Below are 17,619 nucleotides of genomic sequence, written 5' to 3'. Positions count from 1 at the left end.
TTTAAGCCTGCATAAGAATATATTTTATTGTGTGAGTGACATAATATATCTTATATCAAAAACGTTACCCTAACTTAAATGCATATTAAGCGCGCTTAAACAATAACGTTTTATATTATATTAAAAATGTCCCCTACCAATTATCATACTGCGTAAATCATATTCAGAATCAACGTCACCGGTTAAAACTAAAATGATATAAAACAAAAGGTTGAGCCAAGTAAATTATTAACCACCCCAATACATTAATGCCCTCTTCATTGTTTTGGCACTTATTTACGAAAGCTTAATTTGCACAACCTTCGTTTTCTGTCTATATCATTTTTATATTCTAAAAAATAATTCCTCTATTAATTACAGGGTTTTACACGATACAAAACACCCATAAAAATTGTTCACTTTTATAAGTCATTAGATTCGCTCTGATGTTGCCACTCTGAATTCTGGCGGGCATCGTGCGCGCTAAAAACAACGGTCAGTGCTGCGTAATAACAGCGACTGCGCCGGGGGCGCCCTTTACCTTCTGCAGAGATGGCTCGTCTTGCTCGCCGTTCATGACACATCTGCTGGAGTAATGCCTAAATGAGCCAAATCTCTGTTATATCGAAACTTACTGGCGTGGAAACGACCACGGAAGGCACACAGGTTACCCTGAGCCATTCCTCTATCGTTGAGCTTAATGTCGAGCGAGCGAGCGTCTCCCATTTCGCGCGAAACGGTAACGATCTGCTGGTTACGCTGCACTCCGGCGAGGTGATCACCCTTAAAAACTTCTACGTCACGGACGCGCAGGGCGTGAGCCAGCTGGTACTGCAGGACAGCAACGGCGCATTATGGTGGATTGAAGATCCGACCGGAGCCGCCACGTACGAATCCATCGCGTCTACGGACGTGCTGCTTGCAGCCTCCGGGAGCGACGCCGGTGGTGCCGCCATCTGGCCATGGGCACTGGGCGGCATTGCCGCCGCGGGCGGCATCGCGGCGGCGGCAAGCACCGGCGGCGGTGATAGTGGCGGCAGTAACAATTCGGCCAATGCGGATACGACAGCACCGAACGCGCCTTCCGGCCTTAAGTTCTCTTCAGATGGCAAAACCGTCACCGGTACCGCAGAACCCGGCAGTACCATCACGCTGAGAGACGCGAACGGCAACGTCATTGGCACAGGAAAAACGGGCAGCGACGGCAGCTTTACCGTCTCTCTCGGCACACCGTTGACCAACGGTGAGCAGGTGACCGCCACCGCCACGGATAACGCCGGGAATACCAGCCCGGGCACAACGCTCAACGCGCCGGACACCACCGCGCCCGATGCGCCAGCAATCACCAGCGTAACGGACGATATCGCCCCGCAGACGGGGGCAGTCAGCAACGGCGGCAGCACCAACGATCAGCGCCCGCAGCTTACCGGCACCGGCGAAGCGGGCTCGACCGTGACGATTTATGACGGCGGGGTCGCCATTGGTACGGCGGTCGTCGCCAGCAACGGCACCTGGACCTTTACCCCGTCGGTTGACCTGAGCGAAAGCACTCACCAGATTACCGTGCGGGCAACCGACGCCGCCGGCAACACCGGGCCAGCCTCGCCGGTGTTTACCCTTACGGTGGATCTTACTCCGCCGGACGCGCCGAGCGCGATTGTGCTGACCGACGATACGGGCCTTATCAAGGGAACCATCACGTCTGTCGCGCCAACCGATGCTTCACTGCCCATCCTCGCGGGAACCGGCGAGCCCGGCGGAACCATCACCATCTACGATAACGGCGTGGTGGTTGGCACAACGACGGTGTTGCCCAACGGCACCTGGAGCGTCACGCCGAACGGCCCGCTCCCGGACGGGACACACTCCATAACCGTCACTGAAACCGATGCCGCCGGAAACCTGAGCGCGACCTCAGAGCCCGTCATCTTCACCGTGGACACCACGCCGCCGTCTGCCCCGGGTAATCTCGAGGTTTCGAATGATGGCGGCACCATCAGCGGCATCGCGGAAGCTGGCAGCACGGTGACCATCCGTGAAGGTAATGTCACCCTTGGCACTGTTGTTGCCGACAGCGAAGGGAACTTTAGCCTGACGCTGACCCCGCCGAAGCTCAACGGCGAAATCCTGACCGCTGACGCCACCGACGCGGCAGGCAACACGGGGCCCGCAACCTCCGCGGCGTCACCGGATATTACCCCACCGCAGACGCCAATTATCGTGTCGGTGATGGATGACGTGCAGGCCACCACCGGCCCCGTGGGCCAGAACGGCCTCACCAACGACCGGGCCCCGACCGTGAACGGGACGGGCGAAGCGGGCTCGACCATCACGATTTATAACGGCAGCGATGTCCTCGGTACGACGGTTGTTCCCTCCTCCGGCCTGTGGAGCTTTACGCCGCCCGCACCGCTGACCGATGGCACCTGGGTGCTGACCGCGAAGGCGACGGATCCCGCCGGTAACCCAAGCGGGTTATCAGACCCGTGGACAATTAACGTCGACGGCACGGCACCCGGCGCCCCGGTGATTTCACAAGTTGTGGACGATGTTCCCGGTCGCACCGGCTCGCTCGACATTTATGAGACCACTAACGACGCCACCCCGACGCTCAGCGGTACCGCCGAAGCAAACGCGACGGTCACCGTGCGCGTGGACGGTGTTGCTATTGGTACGACCGTCGCCAATGGTCTTGGCGTATGGATCTTTACGCCTTCCTCGCCGATCGGTGAGGGTCCGCACGCCCTGACCGCCGTCGCGACCGATGCGGCAGGTAACACCAGCGGCGTCTCCAACACCTGGACTCTGACGATTGACAGCGTCGCGCCTGCCGCCCCGGTCATTACCCAGGTGCTGGATGATGTGCCGGAGCGCCTCGGTGCGCTCAACCCCAACGACAGCACCAACGACACCACGCCGACGCTCAACGGTACGGCTGAACCTGGCTCAAGCGTCACCATCCGCCTGGATGGCACCGATCTTTTCACGGTCCTGGTCGACGACAACGGCACGTGGACCTATACCCTCACCACGCCTCTTGGCAGCGGGCCTCATACCTTTACCGTTGTCGCCACCGATGCGGCGGGTAACACCAGCCAGCCGTCAGGCGGCTTTACCCTGACCGTCGATACCACGCCGCCTGCGGCGGCAACCATCGCCACCGTGACCGATGACGTCGGCGGCGTTCAGGGCACGCTCATCAGCGGCGATACCACGGATGACACCACACCGCTGCTGCAGGGCACCGCCCCGGCTGACGCGGCGATCACCGTCTATGACGGCGCCACCCTGCTCGGCACCGCCACCCTCGACGGCAGCGGGGGCTGGAGCTTTACGCCCGTTACCCCGCTCACCGACGGCCCGCATTCGCTGACGGTTCACGCCACGGATGCCGCCGGCAATACCACTGTCTCCAGCCCGTTTGTGTTGACGGTAGATACCGTCGCGCCCGCCACGCCGGACGTCCCGGCCATCACCGTCAATCCTGACGGAACAGCAACAACGCTAAACCCGGGCGAAACCACCCGCGACACCACGCCAACCCTGAGCGGTACCGGCACGGCGGGCGATACCGTGACGATCTACAACAACGGCGCCAAAATCGGCGACGCTGTCGTGGACAGTACCGGCAGCTGGTCGTGGACGCCATCACCCCCACTGTCCGGCGGTACCTATGACATCACCCTGACCGTCACCAACGTGGACGGCACGGGCAACGAAAGCGCCCCGTCGCAGCCGGTAACCATCACCATTGATACCGAAGCGCCGGCTACGCCTGCGGCACCGACCGTCACCGACAGCGTCACCCAGATCACCGGCCCCGTACCCGATGGCGGAACCACCAACGATCCGCGCCCGGTCCTGAGCGGCACCGGCACGCCGAACGACGTCATCAACATCACTGACACCGTCAACGGCATATCGACCGTCGTGGGCACCGTCACGGTAGACAGCAGCGGCAACTGGAGCTGGCGCCCTGGCAGCGACATTGCCGAGGGCAGCCACGCCTATACCGCCACCGCCACCGATGAAGCGGGCAACGTCTCTGACCCTTCTCCAGCGATTACCATCATCGTGGATACCCTGGCGCCGGATACGCCGGTGATTAGTGCAGTGGGCGGTGAGCCTAACGGTGGCTACATCACGGATACCACACCGACCGTGGGCGGAACCGGCGTCAACGGTGAGACGGTGATCGTCTACAACAACGGCGTCGAAGTGGGCCGTGTCGTGGTGGCTAACGGGGAATGGAACCTGACGCTTCCAACGCAAACGGACGGTCCGCTCAACATTACCGTGGCGGGCGTGGACGCAGCGGGCAACGTCAGCGCGCCGAGTTCGGTCTTTACCGTTACCCTCGATACCGTTGCGCCTGAGATCCCCGTCATTAGCGCCGTAGCTGACAGCCAGCTGTCTAATAATGTGCTCTACACGAAGGACGGCACGCCAACCCTTACCGGGACCGGTGAACCCGGTACCACCGTTATCGTTTCCGTAGACGGCACGCCATCTACGGTGCTGGTGACGGTCCAGCCGGGCGGCACCTGGAGCTGGACTGCCGACACGACGCTGTTGGATGGCCCGCATACCTTCACCGTCTCTTCCAGCGATCCCGCGGGTAATCTCTCAGGCAGTTCAGCGCCGCTGAGCGTGACGGTAGACACCGTCGCCCCGGCAGATCCGGGCAACATGCTGCTGGCTGATGAAGGAACACCGCTGACCGGTACCGGTGAAGTGGGAAGCATCATTACCGTGACAAACGGTTCCACGGTCATTGGTACCGGCGTTGTCGGCAGCGACGGCAACTTCTCCATTGCGCTGAGCCCGGCGCAGCTGGATCCGACCACGCTGACCGTGACCGCTACGGATGCCGCAGGGAATGCCAGCGCGGGCGTGCCTTTTGTCGTCGTCGATTCACCGATCGACCTGCCGCAGGTGCCCGTCATCACGGCGATCGTCGATGACGCGGATCCGATCACTGGCGATGTGAAAGGCAAAACCACTAATGACACCACGCCAACGCTTACCGGTACGGCCGAAGCGGGCAGCCTGATAACCATCTATCAGGACGGTAGCGCGACGCCATTGACGACGGTGACCGCCGACGGCAGCGGCAACTGGAGCTATACGCCAGCCGCGCTTGGCGAGGGGCTGCACACCTTTGAGGTGACGGCGACCCTCAACGGCCAGACCAGCGGCCGCTCTCCGGCGGCCAGCGTCACCGTCGACCTCACCGCACCGGGCACGCCAGCTATCGGCGCGGTGATTGACGACGTCGGTCCGGGCACCGGCCCGCTGACCAGCGGCCAGACCACCAACGACAACCAGCCGACCCTCACCGGCACCGGCGCGGTCGGCGATATCATCTCCATCTACAACAACGGCGTGCTGCTGGGGACCGCGGAGGTCGGCAATACGGGCACCTGGAGCTACACCACGCCCGTCCTGACAGAAGGCAACCATATCCTGACCATCCGCGAGACCGATCCGGCGGGGAATCAGAGCGGTCCTTCGGCGGGCTTCACCGTCGTGGTGGACTCCGTTTCCGCCACGCCGGTCATCACCAACGTCACGGATAACGTCGGTAACGCCGCCACCACGGTGGTCAGCGGCACCGAGACGAACGATGCCACGCCAACCCTTTCGGGGACAGCGGACGCAAACAGCGTGGTGACCATTTTCGACGGCGGTACCCAGATTGCCGTGGTAACGGCTGACGGCACCGGCGCGTGGACGTTTACTCCTGACACCGCGCTCGGCGAAGGCTCGCACAGCTTCACCGTCCGGGCGACCGATCCGCTGGGCAACGTCAGCGCGGTCTCAGCTCCCTGGAGCGTGGTGATTGACCTGACGGCACCGACGATTCCGACGCTGGATAATGTGAGCGACAACGTCCCTGGCGGCGTCCAGGGTAACCTCACCAGCGGCCAGGTGACCAACGACAGCACCCCGACCATCAGCGGCACCGGGCAGGCGGGCAGCACGATTCACATCATGAATAACGGCACGCAGATTGGCACGACGATCGTTGACGGCAGCGGGAACTGGTCCTTTACGCCGACCGCGCCGCTGGGCGACGGCAGCTACTCCCTGCGCGCGTATGCAACGGATACCGCAGGCAACGCCTCGGCTAACTCATCGGTCTTCACCTTTACCATTGATACCGCAGCTCCCGGCGTACCGGTGGTGACCAGCGTGATTGACGACGTCGGTCCGGTCACCGGGGCGCTCACGTCGGGTAACAGCACCAACGACGCGCGCCCAACCTTCAACGGTACGGGCGAGGTGGGTTCTACCGTGCACGTGATCGTTGATGGCAACGAAATTGGCACTGCGGTGGTGAATGCCCAGGGCAGCTGGACCTTCACCCCGGGTACCGATCTGGGCGAAGGTCCACACGCCATCACCTTCAACGCCACCGACGTGGCTGGCAATACCGGCAGCACGACGACACCGTTTAACCTGACGGTGGATACGGGCGTGCCGTCGGCGCCGGTCATTTCGACCGCGGGTGACAACGCGGGCAGCATTCAAACTCCGCTCTCTTCCGGGCAGAGCACCGACGACACCACGCCGACGCTAAACGGCACCGCGACCGCCAACGCCACGGTCACCGTGTATGAGAACGGGCAGCCGGTCGGCACCGTTCAGGCGGACGGTACTGGCGCATGGAGCTTTACGCCGTCAACGCCGCTGACCAACGGCAGCCATACCTGGACCGCCACGGTCACCGATGCAGCGGGCAACGTCAGCCTGAACTCGCCGGACTTTACCCTGATTGTGGATACCACCGCACCGAACGCGCCGGTTATCAGCCAGGCGATAGACGACGTGGGCACCATCACCGGCCCGCTTACGTCCGGGCAAACAACAGACGACACCGTTCCGCGCCTTGTCGGAACCAGCGAACCGTTTGCCATCGTGAAGATCTATGAGGGAACTACCCTTGTCGGAACGGGCACCGCGGATGGCAACGGAAGCTGGAGTATCTTGCTCAACACCACGCTGACCGCGGGCGCGCACAGCTTCACCGCGCAGGCGACGGATGCGGCAGGCAACACCAGCGTGTCGTCCACCAGCTTCAGCCTCACCGTCGACACCACGCCGCCTGCGCTGCCGGTGCTGACCAGCATTCTGGATGACGTGGGCAATGCGGCGACGCCGGTGGCGAACGGCGGGTTCACCAACGACGCGCAGCCAACCCTCAGCGGTACGGCGGAAGCCGGGTCGACGGTGAAAATCTTCGATAACGGCGTACAAATCGGCAGCGTGACGGCGACCGGTGGGGCGTGGAGCTTTACGCCATCCCCGGCGCTGGGCAACGGTCCGCACAATTTGACCTTTACCGCCACCGATGCGGTGGGCAACGCCAGCGCGCCGACCGCCGGGTACGTGATTAACGTCGATACCCTCGCGCCGGGCGCGCCGACCATCATTTCAGTGATTGATGACGTCGGCAGCGTTACCGGCCCGGTGACCGGTACGAATCCGACCAACGACACGCGCCCAACGCTGAGCGGAACAGCCGAAGCGAATGCCACGGTGCGGATCTACGATGGCATTACGCTGGTGGGCACGGTGACCGCCGACGGCAGCGGCAACTGGACCCTGCCGCAAACCACCACGCTGGCGCAAGGCACGCATAACTTCACCGCCACGGCCACCGATGCGGCGGGCAACACCAGCGTGGCGTCAGCCGTGACGACGATTATCGTCGATACGACTGCCCCAACGGCCCCGACCGGGACCTTCAACGCCGACGGTAGCGTCCTGACCGGGACTGCGGAAGCAGGCAGCACCGTCGCGATCCGCCTTGCGGACGGCTCGACGGTGACCGCCATTGCGGGCAGCAACGGCACCTACACCTACACCTTCATTAACAAACAGACCGAAGGCCAGACGCTGCAGATCACCGCCACAGATGCCGCGGGCAACACCTCGCTGCCGGGCTCCGCCCTTGCGCCGGTGGTGCCGCTCTCCGCCAGCAATAACGTCGAAGAGCTGAACCTCAGCACCACGGCAACCGTGACCAACAGCCAGTACAGCGATTACGGCTTCCTGCTGGTTGGCGCCGTGGGCAACGTCCTGACGCTGCTGGGCAATGATACGGCCCAGGTCAACTTCACGGTGGGCAGCGGCGGCAGTGCGGATATCGTGGTGAACGCCAACGCCACGGGTGCGGTGCTCTCTCTGCTCAACACCCTTGAGCTGGTGGTTCAGCATTACGTCAACGGCGCCTGGACCACCGTGGTGGATACCGGCCAACCGCAGTTTGCCGATCTCCTTACCCTCGGCGCAACCGGCGTATCGCTGAACCTGACCGGGCTGGCCGACGGCAACTATCGCGTGCTCAGCTACAACACCAACCTGCTGGCGACCGGCTCCTACACCAGCCTCGACGTGGCGGTGAAAGAGACCGGTCCGGGTACGGTCACGGGCGATACCAGCCTCAACGGCAACGTGATCCTCGATACGGACCCGACAGCCGGCAGCGACAACGCGCCGGCCGGAACCACCGTTTCCGCAGTCACTAACGCCCAGGGCGTCACCACCAGCGTGAACGCCGACGGCACGGTGATCCAGGGCAAATACGGTACGCTGACCATCAACCGCGACGGCAGCTACACCTACAACCTGACCGACACCAGCGCCGCGGTCGTTGGCCGGACGGAGAACTTCACCTACACCATCACCCATAACGGCGTCAGCGCGTCGGCGCAGCTGGTGATGTCTCTGGGTGCCGGTACGGTAATCAACGGCATTGTGGCGGTGGACGATACGGCCTCGCTGACCTTTGACACCACCGTGAGCGAGATTAATAACGGCGCCTCGTCTCAGAACGGTTTTACCCTGGTGGGCATTAATCTCGGCAGCACGCTGGGGCTTAACCTGCTGGACGACATGACCAACCCGATTATCTACAACGTGGAGGAAGGCACGACCCGCACCATGACCATCCAGGCCTCCGTGGGCGGCGTGGCGCTGGCGTCGGTATTCGATCTGTACGTCTATAAGTTCAACAACGCCACCCAGACCTTCGAGCAGGTTCGCGTCGAGTCGGGCTGGCTGCGCGCTCCGCTGCTAGGGGGCTCGTCATCCCAGCTGACGCTGAATCTGCCGGCCGGGGAGTACCTGTTCTTACTCAATACCGCATCGGGGATCGCCGTCCTGACGGGCTACACGCTGAGCGTCCTGCAGGATCATGTCTACAGCGTGGCGAGCATCAGCGAAACCACCACGGGCGACGTGCTGGCGAATGACCCAGTTCCGGCGGGCACGTTGGTCACCGAAGTGAACGGCGTGGCGGTCAACAGCAGTGGAACCACCACCATTCAGGGGGAATACGGCACGCTGACCATCAATTCGTCCGGACAGTACACCTACACCCTGAGAAGCGGCGTGGGAGCGGACCATATCAGCACGCCGGATACCTTCGTCTACACCGTTACCGCGCCTGACGGCTCGAAGGATACGGCATCGCTCAACATCACCCCAACCCCCCGGGCGATGGATGCGGTGAACGATGTCAGCGCCACGATGGACCTCACCTCGGTGCACCACACGTCGGCATACTCGGATACGACCGTGGGCACCGCCAGCTGGACGACGGCCCTGCTCTCGTCAACCCAGGGCTCCGGCAGCGGAACCTTCGTGGTCGACGCGAACACCGCGCTGCACAACGTGTCGCTCCACTTTAACGTGGCCTCGCTGCTGGCGCTGGGCGGGCTGACGGTAAACTGGTCCATCAGCGACGGCTCGGGCGTGATACGCAGCGGCTCCTTCAGCGGCGGCTCCCTGCTGGGCGGCAGTATCGACATCCCGCTCACCGGGCTGGATCTGAACGCCGGGACCTATACGCTGAACTTTACCGGTAGCGTACCGGGGCTGAGCGTGGGGAACATCACCATCACGCCAAGCGTGAACGGCACCACCTACTCGCTGAGTGATTTCGACGTCACCGGCAGCCACACCGTCAACGGCAATATCTTTGACGGTACCGATTCTGGCGGCGTGCTGGATCAGCTCCACTCGGTGGATACCCGTCTGAGCGTGACCGGGTACAACGGCGTGACCACCACGCTGGATCCGTATACCGGCAGCGCAACGGTGAACATCACCGGCCATTACGGCGTCCTGGCGATCGGCGCTGACGGTCATTACACCTACACCCTCAACAGCGGTGTATCGTTCTCATCCATGACGTCGAAGGAGACCTTCAACTACACCCTGACCGACGCTACCGGGAGAACGGACAGCGCCACGCTGACCATCAATATGGCGCCGCAGTTCATCAGTTCGGAACATAACGACGCCATCACCGGTACGGCCTACGGCGATACGCTGATTTACCAGGTGCTGAACAGTACGGTGGGGAATGCCACGGCGGGTAACGTCAGCAGCACCGCGGGCGATCACTGGACCGGCTTCTCGCTGGCGCAGGGGGACAAAATCGACATCGGCGATCTGCTGGTGGGCTGGAACGGTAGCGCCGCGACGCTGGGGAATTATCTCCATGTCACTAATAGTAATGGCAATACCGTGATCTCCATCGACCGTGACGGTGCGGGAGGCACCTACACTAATACCACGCTCGTTACGCTTGATGGCGTTCAGACCACCTACGACGAGCTTGTTAACCAGCAACACATCATTACCTGATAGCACCTGCAAGAGATGACCCGGGCGCACAGCGCCCGGGCATAAATAATAAAGACATACTTTTTTTAATAGGGACATGACATGGGAATGAAGATGCCTCACTGGTGGCTCTCGTGCTGCCTGATATCTGTGCCCGCTCTTTGCGCGAACCCGGCGGCAATCATCAATACCGGACAGCTTCGCGAAACGCAGGAACTCCCCTCGCTCAATGGCCGCGTCGCACCTGCGGCCGGCAAAGCCGCACCCGGTTCATTGCAGCTTGGCGATGCCGTCAACCGCGCCGTCACCTGGCACCCGGCCATCAGCGAAGCCGTGGGGAAACTCTATGAACAGAGCGAAGAGGTGGACGTCGCTAAATCAAAATACTATCCGCAGATTAATGCCGGCGTGGACAACGGTTATTCCCATGACGGCGACCAGAACGGCTTTACCCCGTCGCTGGTGCTTTCTCTGTCACAAATGCTCTACGACTTTGGCAAAGTGGACAGCCAGGTGCGGGCCGAGAGCGCGGGCGTTGCCCAGCAGCAGGCCAACGTGCTGGTGAGTATCGACACCATCGCCCACGATACCGCCATCGCCATGGTGCAGGTGCAAACCTGGCAGCAGATGGTCGAGACCGCTAAAGAGCAGCTCGACGCCCTCTCCTCCATTGGCACGCTGACCCGCCAGCGTAACGACGAAGGGGCCACGTCGCTCTCTGACGTGGTGCAGACCGATGCCCGTATCGAAGGCGCCCGCGCCCAGCTGATGCAGTACCAGGCCAGCCTGGACAGCGCCCGCGCCACGCTGATGAGCTTTCTCGGCTGGAACAGCCTGAACGCCATCAGCAATGACTTTCCGCAAAAGCTGGGCCGGAGCTGCGACATTGCCGAGCCGGATGACCGTCTGGTGCCCGCGGTGCTTGCCGCCTGGGCGCAGGCTAACGTCGCCCAGGCTAACCTCGACTACGCCGACGCGCAGATGACGCCAACCGTCTCGCTGGAGCCGGAGGTGCGTCACTACATGAACGATCGCTACGCGGGGAGCGAAACCCGGGATCGCACCCAGTATTCCGCATGGGTGAAAGTGCAGATGCCGCTCTACCAGGGCGGCGGCCTCACCGCCCGGCGTAACGCTGCAGGACACGCGGTGGAGGCGGCGCAGTCCACCGTTCAGCGTACGCGCCTTGATGTCCGCCAGAAGCTGCTGGAAGCCCGCAGCCAGGTGATGAGCCTGCAAAGCACGCTGCAAATCCAGGGCCGCCAGGAAGCCCTCAGCGCCCGCACCCGCGAACTGTACCAGCAGCAGTATCTCGATCTCGGCTCGCGCCCGCTCCTCGACGTGCTCAACGCCGAGCAGGAGGTCTACCAGGCGCGCTTCACCCAGCAGCAGACCCTCGGTCAGCTGCACCAGCTGCAGCTCAACTGCCTGTATAACACCGGGCAGCTGCGTCATGCGTTCGATCTTGATAACCGCACCATCCAGACCGTGGAGATCCAGCCATGAAGCAACGCGAAATCCCGCAGGGCGAAACGATGACGGATGAGGCGCTGGCGCAGTGGGCGCAGGCCTTCGGTTTTGTCGCCACGCGCTACCGCGTGGCCTGCTCCCCCGGCGCGCTGATCGCAGGCGCGCCGTGGCTGAAAGGCAAACCGATGGTGCCCGCCCTCACCCAGCTGGCCCGCGAAGCGGGGCTGTCGTTTCAGCTCCTTACCGACGATCGGCAGGCGATCAACAGCTGGCGTCTGCCGGTGGTAGTGGCGATGCATGACGGCAGGATCGGCGTGATCGAGCATTTCGACGGGGACGATACGCTGGAGATCAGCTTCTTCGACGATGACACCTACACCAACCGGCTGTCGATGACGGCGATGCTGCCCGCTATCCGCCACGTCATTGCCCTGCGTCCACTCGCCGCGCTGAAGGACAGCCGCGTGGATGCCTATATCTCAAAATACCGTCCGGACTGGCTCTACCGGCTGGTGATGCGCGACCTGCGCCCCTACAGCTGGGTCATGCTGGCCGCCCTCTTTATCAACGTGCTGTCGCTCTCCGGGATCGTCTTTTCCATGCAGGTCTATGACCGGGTGATCCCCGCGCAGTCCTACCCGACGCTTTACGTCCTGACCATCGGGGTGCTGATTGCCACCCTGTTTGGCTTTGTGCTGCGCGTGACGCGCGGGCACATTATGGATCTGCTCGGCAAGCGCTCGGACATGCGCGTTTCGGATCGCGTCTTCGGCCACGCGCTGCGGCTGCGCAACAGCGCGATCCCCCGCTCCACCGGCAGCTTTATCTCTCAGCTGCGCGAGCTGGAGCAGATCCGCGAGATGGTGACCTCGTCCACCATTTCGACCATTGTCGACCTGCCGTTCTTTCTCCTGTTCGTGGTGGTGCTGGCGATCATCGCCCCGCAGCTGGCGTGGATCGCCCCGGTCGCGGCGGTGATCATGGTCCTGCCCGGCCTGCTGCTGCAGAAGAAGCTGGCGGAGCTGGCAAAGCAGTCGGCTCATGAATCGACCCTGCGCAACGCGGTGCTGGTGGAGAGCGTGCAGGGGCTGGAGGACATCAAGCTGATGCAGGCGGAAAACCGCTTTTTGCAGCAGTGGAACAGCTATATCCAGATCACCGCAGAATCCGGCCTGCGCACCCGCGAGCTGACGCAGAACCTGATTAGCTGGGGGATGACCATTCAGAGCCTGGTCTACGCCGGGGTGATTGTGGTCGGCGCCCCGATGGTGATCGACGGCACCCTGACCACCGGTTCGGTGGTCGCCGCGTCGATGCTGGCCTCCCGCATGATCGCCCCGATGGCGACGCTGTGCGGCGTGCTGGCGCGCTGGCAGCAGGTCAAAGCGGCAAAAGAAGGGCTGGACAGCATCATGCAGCTTCCCACCGAAAATCAGCGCGAGGAGACGCCGATCCGCCAGGACGTGCTGCGCGGTCATTACCTCTTCGAGCAGGCGCAGTTTCGCTATCAGCCGGACGATCCGCGCATGGCGCTGCGCATTAACCGGCTGGAGATCATGCCGGGAGAAAAAGTGGCGATCCTCGGGCGCAACGGCGCGGGCAAATCGACCCTGCTGCAGGCCATGGCGGGCGGGATGGATCTGGCGGCCGGCGAGCTGCGGCTTGATAACTTCAGCCTGCCGCATCTCGACGTCGCCGACGTCCGGCGCAACGTCGGCTTTATGACCCAGAACGCCCGTCTGTTTTACGGCACCCTGCGCGAAAACATCACCCTCGGCATGCCGCGCGCCACCGACGAAGAGATTTTCGAGGCGCTGGAGCTGACCGGCGCGGCAGGCTTCGTGCAGAAGCTGCCCAAGGGGCTGGACTACCCGATCATGGAAAACGGCGTGGGATTATCCGGCGGGCAACGCCAGTCGATTCTGCTGGCGCGAATGCTGCTGCGCGATCCGAATATTGTGCTGATGGATGAACCCACCGCCTCGCTGGACGAGCACACCGAGCGGGAATTCATCCAGCGTCTGGGCGACTGGCTCGGGCATCGCACCCTGATTGTCGCCACGCATCGCGTACCGGTGCTGGAACTGGTGGAGCGCGTCGTGGTGTTAAAAGAGGGGATGCTGGTGATGGATGCGCCAAAAGCCCAGGCGCTGAACAACAGCCGTATGCAGCAGCAACAGCAGCAGGCAGCAACCGGACGGGAGTGGAAAAATGAAAATCAGTCAGCGTGACGTGGCGGCAATGGACGATCTGGATAACGCCCTCGACTCCGAAAGCGGCTACACCGGCGCGCGTCGGATCGTGATCTTCTCGCTGCTGATGTTTGTGGTGCTGGGCGTCTGGGCGTGGTTTGGCGTGCTGGATGAGGTATCAACCGGCTCGGGTAAAGTGATCCCCAGCTCGCGCGAGCAGGTCTTGCAGTCTCTCGACGGCGGGATCCTCACCGAGCTGAACGTCCACGAGGGCGATCAGGTGCAGGCCGGGCAGGTGCTGGCGCGGCTCGATCCGACGCGTTCCGAATCGAACGTCGGCGAAAGCGCGGCGCGCTACCGGGCTTCACTGGCCTCCAGCGCCCGACTGTACGCCGAGGTGAACGATCTCCCGCTGAAGTTCCCCCCTTCGCTGGCAAAGTGGCCGGATCTGATTGCTGACGAAACGCGACTCTACAACTCCCGCCGCGCGCAGCTGGAGGACACCCAGCGGGAGCTGCGCGCCGCGTTAGATCTCGCCAATAAGGAGCTGGCCATCACCCAGCGGCTGGTCAAAACCGGCGCCGCCAGCCACGTGGAGGTGCTGCGCCTGCAGCGGCAGAAAAGCGATCTGGAGCTGAAGCTCACCGACGTACGTTCGCAGTATTACGTTCAGGCGCGCGAGGCGTTATCCAAGGCCAACGCCGAGGTGGATATGGTTTCGGCGATCCTCAAAGGCCGCCAGGATTCCGTCACCCGTCTGACGGTAAAATCCCCGGTGCGCGGGATCGTGAAAAACATCAAGGTCACCACCATCGGCGGCGTGATCCCGCCCAACGGCGAGCTGATGGAGATTGTGCCGGTGGACGATCACCTGCTGATCGAAACCCGCCTGTCGCCGCGCGATATCGCCTTTATCCACCCGAACCAGGAGGCGCTGGTTAAAATCACCGCCTACGATTACGCCATTTACGGCGGCCTGCACGGGGTCGTCGAAACGATCTCTCCGGACACCATCCAGGACGAGGCCAAGCCGGAGGTGTTCTATTACCGGGTGTTTATCCGCACCAGCCAGGATTACCTGGTGAATAAGGCCGGCAGGCACTTCTCGATTGTGCCGGGGATGATTGCGACGGTGGACATTAAGACCGGCGAGAAAACGGTGCTGGATTATCTGATCAAGCCGTTTAACCGGGCGAAAGAGGCGCTGAGGGAGCGATAGTCAATCGCCGGGTGGCGGCTCCGCCTTACCCGGCCTACATACCCGGAGGCCCTTGCAAGCGCAGCGCCGCCGGGTATTTAACCGCACGTCAGAACTGGAACCTACCTCGAAATATTAATCTTTAGTCATGCATCCCACTTCCCTTCAGCAATCGCCAAGGTAATATTAACCGCAGACAAAAACGCACTTGCGCACTGTGCAGGAGTGCATTACTATTCAATCAGCTTCAAGGACTGGAGCTCAGCACCATTATGATTAGTTATTTTCGGGATCAATGGCTTGAGGATTTTTTTCTTTACGGCAGATCGAGCAATGTTATTCCTGCAAATCTGGAAACAGCGCTTGCGAGAAAGCTCGATATCATCAGGGCAGCAACCTCGCACAGGGATTTGCGATCGCCACCGGGCAATATGTATGAAGCATTGAATCCTCCGCTGAAGGGATATTCCTCAATCCGGGTAAACAGGCAATACAGGCTCGTATTTCGCTGGACAGAGGGTAAAGCAGAAGATCTCTACCTCTCTCCACACAAGTACACGCAACACAAGTGAGGCATCACCTATGACACTTCAACAGGCACTCCGCAAACCCACCACGCCGGGCGACGTGTTGCAGTATGAGTATCTTGAACCGCTCAATCTGAAAATCAGCGATCTGGCGGAGATGCTCAATGTTCACCGCAACACCATCAGCGCGCTGGTCAATAATAATCGCAAGCTGACTGCCGATATGGCGATCAAACTGGCAAAAGCCTTTGATACCACGATTGAATTTTGGCTTAACTTACAGCTGAACGTCGATATCTGGGAAGCGCAATCCAATCCCAGGACGCAGGAGGAGCTAAGCCGTATAAAGACCGTTGCGGACGTCATGGCTAAGCGAAAATCTGGCCAGCCGGATGTAGCCTGATTCGGTAAACACTTCACCTATTAATAATTTTTCAGGAAGAAATCATGCGCCAACGAACCATTGTCTGCCCCATCATCCAGAATGACGGTGCCTACCTCCTGTGTAAAATGGCCGACGATCGCGGCGTGTTCCCCGGCCAGTGGGCTCTCTCCGGCGGTGGAATGGAGCCGGGCGAAACCATGGAACAGGCGTTGCGCCGTGAGATCCGCGAAGAGCTGGGCGAAGCGCTGGAGATTGTCTCGGTTACGCCATGGGCTTTTCGCGATGACATCAGGGTGAAAACCTACGCCGATGGCACTACAGAGGAGATTTACATGATCTATCTGATCTTCGACTGCATCAGCGCCAACCGGGAAGTCACGTTTAATGAAGAGTTTCAGGAGATCGCCTGGGTTAATCCGGAGTCGTTAAAAGAGCTGGATCTCAACGCAGCCACGCGCATTACCTTCGCCCAAAAAGGCCTTCTTTAATCACCCACTGCCCCGGCGTTTTACCTGTCCATGCTCTGAAAACCTCAATAAATGCGCTGACGCTGCTGTAGCCGCAGGACAGCGCAATCCACCCTACCGGCTTCCCCGCCGCCAGCCACTCCATTGCCCGCATGACGCGAGCCAGCTGCCGCCAGTTAACAAAGTTCATTCCGGTCTGGGCGCTAAACCGACGGTTGAACGTACGCACGCTCATCCCAGCATGAATAGCATGGCTCTCGACCGTCTGGTTATCATCGACACACTGCAGCAAATGGCTGACCACGTTCTTCAGACGCGGATCCGTCGGCACGGGCAGAGAAAAGCGAGCCTGGGGCGTCAGGGCAAGCTCATCCAGCAGCAAAGTAAGCTTTCGCGGATCGTACTCGCTCTCTGCATCGCATAAACGGGAAAACAGTGCATGGGTGAGATCGTCGGGCTCGAACAGCGCGGGCGCATCGGGAAGCATTGCGCACACGGCGGGATCAAGAAAGATAGCGCAGCCTTCTACCGCACTTTCGGAAAAAGCGGCGTGCTGCCGATCCGGAGGGATCCAGCCGATGTGTTTTGCCGGTACGACCGATCGCGCCTGCTGCGTCTCAATGACCAGCAGCCCCGTTGCAATGCGCCACAGCTGGCCGGTGCGATGACTGTGCCGGGGCGTTCGGTACCCGCCGGGATGAAGGAGCGTTTCAACACTGACCATATCATTTTGACCGAAAATCGTTATTCTTCGGCATATTAG

Annotated in this window: 8 protein-coding genes; 7 read left to right on the top strand and 1 reads right to left on the bottom strand. The window is 61.3% G+C overall.

Annotation, left to right across the window (positions count from 1 at the left end):
* The first annotated feature begins 582 nt into the window (after nucleotides 1-582).
* The 7 genes from FOY96_RS04725 (at nucleotide 583) to nudI (ending at nucleotide 16,877) form a co-directional block, all read left to right on the top strand.
* On the top strand, nucleotides 583-10,638 hold the full coding sequence (locus FOY96_RS04725) for a BapA/Bap/LapF family large adhesin (protein ID WP_143346581.1): 10,056 nt from the start codon (nucleotides 583-585) through the stop codon (nucleotides 10,636-10,638).
* 81 nt (nucleotides 10,639-10,719) lie between these two features.
* Nucleotides 10,720-12,123 carry a TolC family outer membrane protein gene (locus FOY96_RS04720; RefSeq protein ID WP_143346580.1) on the top strand — a complete coding sequence of 468 codons (1,404 nt, stop codon included), beginning with the start codon at nucleotides 10,720-10,722 and terminating at the stop codon, nucleotides 12,121-12,123.
* A complete protein-coding gene (locus FOY96_RS04715) occupies nucleotides 12,120-14,318 on the top strand; it encodes a type I secretion system permease/ATPase (RefSeq protein ID WP_143346579.1) in 2,199 nt (732 codons plus the stop codon). Before FOY96_RS04720 ends, FOY96_RS04715 begins: the two co-directional genes overlap by 4 nt.
* Nucleotides 14,319-14,328: 10 nt before the next feature.
* Nucleotides 14,329-15,498, top strand: coding sequence for a beta-barrel domain-containing protein (locus FOY96_RS04710; protein ID WP_086374946.1), 1,170 nt, complete (start codon nucleotides 14,329-14,331; stop codon nucleotides 15,496-15,498).
* A 251-nt stretch (nucleotides 15,499-15,749) separates the two neighbouring features.
* Nucleotides 15,750-16,049, top strand: coding sequence for a type II toxin-antitoxin system RelE/ParE family toxin (locus tag FOY96_RS04705; RefSeq protein ID WP_033146338.1), 300 nt, complete (start codon nucleotides 15,750-15,752; stop codon nucleotides 16,047-16,049).
* 10 nt (nucleotides 16,050-16,059) lie between these two features.
* Nucleotides 16,060-16,407, top strand: a complete 348-nt coding sequence (locus tag FOY96_RS04700; protein ID WP_033146339.1) for a HigA family addiction module antitoxin — start codon at nucleotides 16,060-16,062, stop codon at nucleotides 16,405-16,407.
* 44 nt (nucleotides 16,408-16,451) lie between these two features.
* Nucleotides 16,452-16,877, top strand: a complete 426-nt coding sequence (gene nudI / locus FOY96_RS04695) for a nucleoside triphosphatase NudI (protein WP_033146340.1) — start codon at nucleotides 16,452-16,454, stop codon at nucleotides 16,875-16,877.
* Here the strand turns inward: nudI and FOY96_RS04690 are convergent.
* Nucleotides 16,849-17,580 carry a helix-turn-helix domain-containing protein gene (locus FOY96_RS04690; RefSeq protein ID WP_143346578.1) on the bottom strand — a complete coding sequence of 244 codons (732 nt, stop codon included), beginning with the start codon at nucleotides 17,578-17,580 and terminating at the stop codon, nucleotides 16,849-16,851. The genes nudI and FOY96_RS04690 overlap by 29 nt on opposite strands.
* Nucleotides 17,581-17,619 lie beyond the last annotated feature (39 nt).

The organism is Enterobacter asburiae, from assembly GCF_007035645.1.
In the GTDB taxonomy this organism is placed as follows: Bacteria; Pseudomonadota; Gammaproteobacteria; order Enterobacterales; family Enterobacteriaceae; genus Enterobacter; species Enterobacter asburiae_B.
This window is presented reverse-complemented; position numbering and strand designations above follow the sequence as displayed.

Coding starts and splice junctions, on each gene's coding strand:
- FOY96_RS04725 (WP_143346581.1), top strand. CDS start 583: ATGAGCCAAATCTCTGTTATATCGAAACTTACTGGCGTGGAAACGACC.
- FOY96_RS04720 (WP_143346580.1), top strand. CDS start 10,720: ATGGGAATGAAGATGCCTCACTGGTGGCTCTCGTGCTGCCTGATATCT.
- FOY96_RS04715 (WP_143346579.1), top strand. CDS start 12,120: ATGAAGCAACGCGAAATCCCGCAGGGCGAAACGATGACGGATGAGGCG.
- FOY96_RS04710 (WP_086374946.1), top strand. CDS start 14,329: ATGGACGATCTGGATAACGCCCTCGACTCCGAAAGCGGCTACACCGGC.
- FOY96_RS04705 (WP_033146338.1), top strand. CDS start 15,750: ATGATTAGTTATTTTCGGGATCAATGGCTTGAGGATTTTTTTCTTTAC.
- FOY96_RS04700 (WP_033146339.1), top strand. CDS start 16,060: ATGACACTTCAACAGGCACTCCGCAAACCCACCACGCCGGGCGACGTG.
- nudI (WP_033146340.1), top strand. CDS start 16,452: ATGCGCCAACGAACCATTGTCTGCCCCATCATCCAGAATGACGGTGCC.
- FOY96_RS04690 (WP_143346578.1), bottom strand. CDS start 17,580: ATGGTCAGTGTTGAAACGCTCCTTCATCCCGGCGGGTACCGAACGCCC.